Source organism: Legionella qingyii, from assembly GCF_003990155.1.
Lineage (GTDB): Bacteria > Pseudomonadota > Gammaproteobacteria > Legionellales > Legionellaceae > Legionella > Legionella qingyii.
The window spans coordinates 23,605-29,604 of the sequence record NZ_RZGX01000029.1; the positions used below are offsets into that span (position 1 = coordinate 23,605).

Below are 6,000 nucleotides of genomic sequence, written 5' to 3' on the forward strand. Positions count from 1 at the left end.
TATGCTCAGGATGACGGCACAATAGATATTTCAAAAACTCTAATGTTTTTTAGCAAGAAACCATGGAATTAATACAAATAAAATTAATCCACCGATTAAAAATGATTCAAAAATAAAAACATTACCAACAGCTATTTGTGTTGGAGGTACAAAACCGATAACAATTGCTGTAAGACAACAGAGAATCCCAATAATACATAATAACCACATGACAAAATTACCACCTGGGACAGTGTAACCACGGTGCAGATTGGGTTTACTGTATCGTAACTTAATAGCAGCAGCAAACATAAAGATATAAACTAATAAGGCCATTTGGGCACAAAGATCACTTAACATCCAGTATGCTGCATTAATTGAATGTAACAAAATAAAAGCCGTACTTAAAATGGTAAAAATAATAGCTTGCGCAAAGAGAATCGTTGTTGGAGCGCCGTATTTATTGGTGTGGGCGAATTGAGCCGGTAAAGAACCATCCCGCGCTGAAACCATTAAACCTTTTGTGGGACCAATAATCCATGCCGAAACGCCACTTAGACCACCTAAAATAATTAAAACAGCAATGACTGATGTCATCCAGGGCATATTATATGAATTAAAAAAAACAGCATAAGCATCTATAAGCCCGGATACAACGCTTAAACTTTGATTAGGGACTACTATCATAATGGCTATTGAGCCTAAAGAAAGTGTAGAAATGACTAAAATTGTTGAATAAAAAAGTGCTTTTGGATAATCCCGTTGGGGATTTTTTACTTCTTCAGCATGAACAGCGGACATTTCCATGCCAAGCAGACCAAATAAAACCACTGCGAATAGCGATAAATTACCTAAAGAGCTGAAGTCAGGTAACCATGTGGCGGGATAGCCAACAACCATAGGTTTTCCTTGAACGACCCAAAGTATTGCTAAGAAAATAATAAAAAGCATGGGAAATATAGTGCCTATTGTTGCTCCAATAGTGCTAACTATGCTTGATACTTTCATTCCAAAGCAATTAAGTATTGTAAACAACCAAAAAAGAATAAGTACGGTACCTAACAAATAATACTTGTTGCTTCCTAATTCAGGGGTAATTAAATAAGATAGGGTGGCGGCGATAAAAGCAAGTATCGTTGGGTACCAAACCACATTATATATCCACTGGAGCCAGATAGTAATAAAAGCTGCCCGTTTACCGAATGCTTCACGAACCCATACGTAAATTCCACCTGTTTCAGGATAGGTAGTTGCTAATTCCGCTGCCACTAAAGATACAGGTATAAAAAATGCAAACGCAGCTACAATATAATAAGAGATAAGCGTAAGACCGAGTTTGGCACTAATGGGAAGGGTACGTAAGCTATCAACAGCAATGACGTTGATCATTACTAAAGAAAAAACACTTAGAACCTTTTTAGGGTGATTCATGATTGGTCCTTACAAATGCGGTACAAGCAAATCGCAATAAACTTTGGATGCGCAGTTTTATTTTCATTAATGAAATTAAATAAAAAGTAGGTTGGCCTTTAGAGCCAAGCAAATGATGATCATTATATATATGAGTTAACTGAATACCAGAGCTGTTGGGCCAAAGGCCCAACGCAGAAGGTATTATAACCATCTCAAGCACACAGATTCCTGAGAACATATTGAAGAATACCACCATTTTTATAGTATTCTAATTCGTCAGCAGTATCGATACGGCATAATGCTTTAATCTGCTCTACTTGCCCATTGGCACGTTCTATTGTTACTGGAACCATAGAACCAGGCTTTAATGAGTCTGATACGTCAATGCTAACACGTTCATCTCCCTTCAGATCCAGGGTTTTACGTGTCATATCATCACAAAATTGTAAAGGCAAGACGCCCATACCGATTAAATTAGAGCGGTGAATGCGTTCAAAGCTTTCGGTAAGTACGGCTTTGACACCAAGTAAATTGGTTCCTTTAGCCGCCCAATCTCTTGAAGACCCGGTACCGTATTCTTTACCTGCAATGACTACAAGATCATGATGGTCTTTCTGATAAAGCATTGCTGCATCATAAATAGGCATTACTTCGCCAGAAGGGATATAACGGGTGATGCCTCCCTCTTGACCAGGGGTCATTTCATTGCGAATACGAATATTAGCAAAAGTACCTCGCATCATCACTTCATGGTTACCACGACGAGAACCGTACGAGTTAAATTCTCTTTCATCAACTCCTTTGGATTTCAAATACAAGCCTGCTGGGGAGTTTGCTTTTATGGAGCCAGCCGGAGAGATGTGATCGGTTGTAATTGAATCACCAAATAAAGCCAAAATATATGCTTGTTTGATCGGTTTAATTGAATCAGGTTTTGCTTTTAAATTATCAAAAAATGGTGGATGCTGAATGTATGTTGAATGAGCATTCCATTCATAGGTTTTTCCAGTACTTGTTTTAATGGATTGCCAGTGCTCATCACCAAGAAAAACTTCAGCATATTCTTTACGGAACATTCCACCAGTAACTTTAGAAACTTCGGCAGCAATTTCAGCATTAGATGGCCAAATATTTTTCAGATATACATCATTCCCTTTATCGTCTTTACCTATCGGATCCTTACTGAGATCAATAGTGGTCGTTCCACATAGGGCATAAGCAACAACTACAGGAGGTGAAGCTAACCAGTTTGCTCTGACTTGTGGATGTACTCGGCCTTCAAAATTACGGTTTCCTGATAAAACAGCTGAAACAACGAGATCATTATCACTGACACAGTGAGATATAGCATCTGGCAGCGGTCCAGAGTTACCGATACATGTAGTACAACCATAACCAACTAAGTTAAAACCTAATTGATCCAGATAAGATTGTAATCCTGCTTGCTTGAGATAATCGGTGACTACTTTGGAGCCAGGGGCTAAAGAAGACTTAACCCAAGGTTTGCGCTGCAGCCCTTTTTCGATTGCTTTTTTAGCTACCAAACCGGCCGCCATGAGCACACTTGGATTCGATGTATTTGTACAACTGGTAATGGCCGCAATCACTACATGACCGTGCTTCATTTGGAAATCATGGTTTTTAACAGCAAAAGAAGAAGTTTTTTCCTGTTCCTTTCCTGCTTCTTTAAGGAACGTATCGAATTCCACAGGTAAAGAACTTAATGTTACTTTGTCTTGTGGTCGTTTTGGGCCTGCTAATGAAGGGACAATAGTACTCAGATCAAGTTCTAGAGTATCTGTAAACACTGGATCTTCGCTGTCCTTATCATACCACATGCCTTGTGCTTTAGCGTATGCTTCAACCAATGCAATTGTATGAGGATCACGTCCGGTCAGCTCCAAATAACGAATGGTCTCTTTGTCTACTGGGAAAAATCCACATGTAGCACCATACTCAGGAGCCATATTAGAAATTGTAGCCCGATCAGCAAGGGGTAAGTCGCTTAATCCTGGGCCATAAAATTCAACAAATTTGCCAACTACACCTTTTTTTCTAAGTAAATTCGTTACAGTGAGAACGAGGTCGGTTGCAGTGATTCCCTCTTGCATTTTTCCATGCAATTTAAATCCGATAACTTCGGGAATCAACATCGATACTGGTTGCCCCAACATGGCGGCTTCTGCTTCGATACCACCAACGCCCCATCCTAGAACACCTAATCCATTAATCATGGTTGTGTGGGAATCTGTGCCTACTAAAGTATCAGGATATGCATATAAAGTCCCTTCATCAGTACTACTCCATACCGTTTTTCCAAGGTATTCAAGATTTACTTGGTGGCAAATACCGGTTCCAGGTGGAACAACTTGGAAATTATCAAATGCTTTTTGTCCCCAGCGTAAAAACTCATAACGCTCATTGTTTCGCTTCATTTCTATTTCAGTATTTACAGTTAAAGCGTCTTGGCTACCGAATTTGTCAACCATTACTGAATGGTCAATAACCAGGTCGACAGGTGATAATGGGGAAATTTTATCTGGATTTCCGCCCATTTTGGCAATCGCATCTCGCATTGCTGCTAAATCCACTACAGCAGGAACTCCAGTGAAGTCTTGCATTAATACACGAGCAGGCCTAAAAGCAATTTCATGTTGGGATGTTTTATTGTTCAGCCAGTCGGCAACAGCTTTAATATCTTTGGTGGTAACTGTGTTGTCATCCTCAAAACGCAACAGATTTTCAAGAAGAACTTTTAGTGAATAAGGAAGACGACTTATTCCTTTTAAGTTTTTTTGTTCTGCTTCTTTAAGGCTGTAATAATGATAAGTTTTCCCGTCTACATGTAATTGAGATTTTGTTGATAAGCTGTCACGACCTACTTTCATAAGGAGCTCCTGAAATCAAAAACTGAATGATAGCTCAATTTTAAGAAAATTCCATGAGTTCTTATGAAATTAGGTTAGAACTTTTTAGAGTACAGTAGCGTATTGCGGGTTATATCCTGGAACTTCATCAAAAGATAATTCAGGATTATTTACTTTAGCACCAGTTTGAAAAATCATTTTCTCTAAACTTTTTACTTCTGATGTATCAAGGGAGTCGGGTATTAATAAGGATGTCCCGCCTGGAGCTAACATCGTAATACCAATTGGAAGTAAAATGGCAGTTATAAATGGATTAATCCATAGTGCAGCTATAGATGCTATGATGAGCGCAGCGCCTAAGATTGTCGCAGCAAGTGATATATTATGTCGTATGGGCTCTTCGATTACCTTAGTCGCTCCTACTGGATAATAATTTTTATTATTATGATAAGAATCTATGATATAAGCCGTGTTTTGTGGTTTGGATAAACAAGATGCTAATGTATTAGCAAAACGGTGATATTGTTCTAATATTCGTTGCCTTTCATAATGATCTGTGGTTTTGCTCAGCGCTTTGTAGAAATCTTGCTGTCGTAAATTCAAAAATTCAATAAAAGATTTTTTATCTATTTCGTTTTTGTCACCCAATAGTTTTAAGGCTTTTTTAATCTCGTCTGAAATTGATTCGTACGTATCTATATTTTTCTGCTTATAAAAGGAAGCTTTTGCATACATGACAATTTTCTCTCAAAAATTTACTGAGCCGTAGATTACCATTGTTTGTTTGGTTCAAAATAGAACTTTTAGATGAATTTACAATCAAGCAATATTTTTTAACAAAATTTTAATCCTTCATCAATTATTCAATTGGTATGGATATTGCTTTCTAATCTACAAAATTGAGGAGGATTGGAATGACTGACTTGAATAAAGCAATAGCAAATCTATCAGGAGTTGTTGACCTCCTCTCTAATAATTTGTCAGGTACTAATGCGGTAGATGGCAAAATTTTGACGAAGACTGTAGAAAAGTCACAGATACAAAATGCTTCGCCAACTAATGACATCAAGGAAGGAAATGATTTTATTTTATTACTAACTGATATTACATCCCAAATAGCAAATAATCAGGAGGCAAAACAAAATCTGACTCAAGTTACAGGAGAAACTGAAGAGCCTCATTTAGAAACAATTAATTCAACAAATGATTCTGAGAAAGAAATGCCAGAACAACCCGAATCAGAACTTATGAATGAGGGACAATCAGCAAGCATGGTTGATGATAATGTTGCTGTTTCTTGGATTAATTCTCAATATTATCAGCATTTAATTGAAATAGAACGAATAAATGTTGGGCAACAGGAACACAATCCAATTGAAAATGGGAATATCAGTATCCGGCAAAATGAGGGGAATGCCATGCTGAAGACAGTAGAGGTTAACCACGATCGGCTTGAATTCAACGAAACTCAAAACTCGATAGCAAATCATTTAACTCAAGTTGAGATACTGTCAGAGCAGTCTGTTTTATCAGAGCAATCTGTTTTATCAGAGCAATCTGTTTTATCAGAGCAATCTGTTTTATCAGAGCAATCTGTTTTATCAGAGCAATCTGTTTTATCAGAGCAGTCTGTTTTATCAGAGCAGTCTGTTTTATCAGAGCAGTCTGTTTTATCAGAGCAGTCTGTTTTATCAGATCAAAAAGATTTAAAATATAAAACAATTTAAAATTAAAATAAAAA

4 protein-coding genes are annotated in these 6,000 nt (G+C 37.5%); 1 reads left to right on the plus strand and 3 read right to left on the minus strand.

Annotated features, from left to right (window positions below):
- Positions 1 to 39 precede the first annotated feature (39 nt).
- The 3 genes from ELY20_RS15865 to ELY20_RS15875 form a co-directional block, all read right to left on the minus strand.
- Complete coding sequence (locus tag ELY20_RS15865; RefSeq protein ID WP_110143687.1) at positions 40 to 1,410, minus strand: APC family permease; 1,371 nt, start codon at positions 1,408 to 1,410, stop codon at positions 40 to 42.
- A gap of 194 nt (positions 1,411 to 1,604) precedes the next feature.
- Positions 1,605 to 4,280, minus strand: coding sequence for an aconitate hydratase AcnA (acnA, locus tag ELY20_RS15870; RefSeq protein ID WP_110143689.1), 2,676 nt, complete (start codon positions 4,278 to 4,280; stop codon positions 1,605 to 1,607).
- An 84-nt stretch (positions 4,281 to 4,364) separates the two neighbouring features.
- Entirely contained in the window at positions 4,365 to 4,994 is a 630-nt protein-coding gene (locus ELY20_RS15875; protein WP_110143690.1) for a lpg1689 family Dot/Icm T4SS effector, read from the minus strand.
- Between the two features lie 179 nt (positions 4,995 to 5,173).
- On the opposite strand from ELY20_RS15875, the gene ELY20_RS15880 reads away from it, so the two are divergent.
- On the plus strand, positions 5,174 to 5,986 hold the full coding sequence (locus tag ELY20_RS15880; RefSeq protein WP_127059511.1) for a hypothetical protein: 813 nt from the start codon (positions 5,174 to 5,176) through the stop codon (positions 5,984 to 5,986).
- Positions 5,987 to 6,000 lie beyond the last annotated feature (14 nt).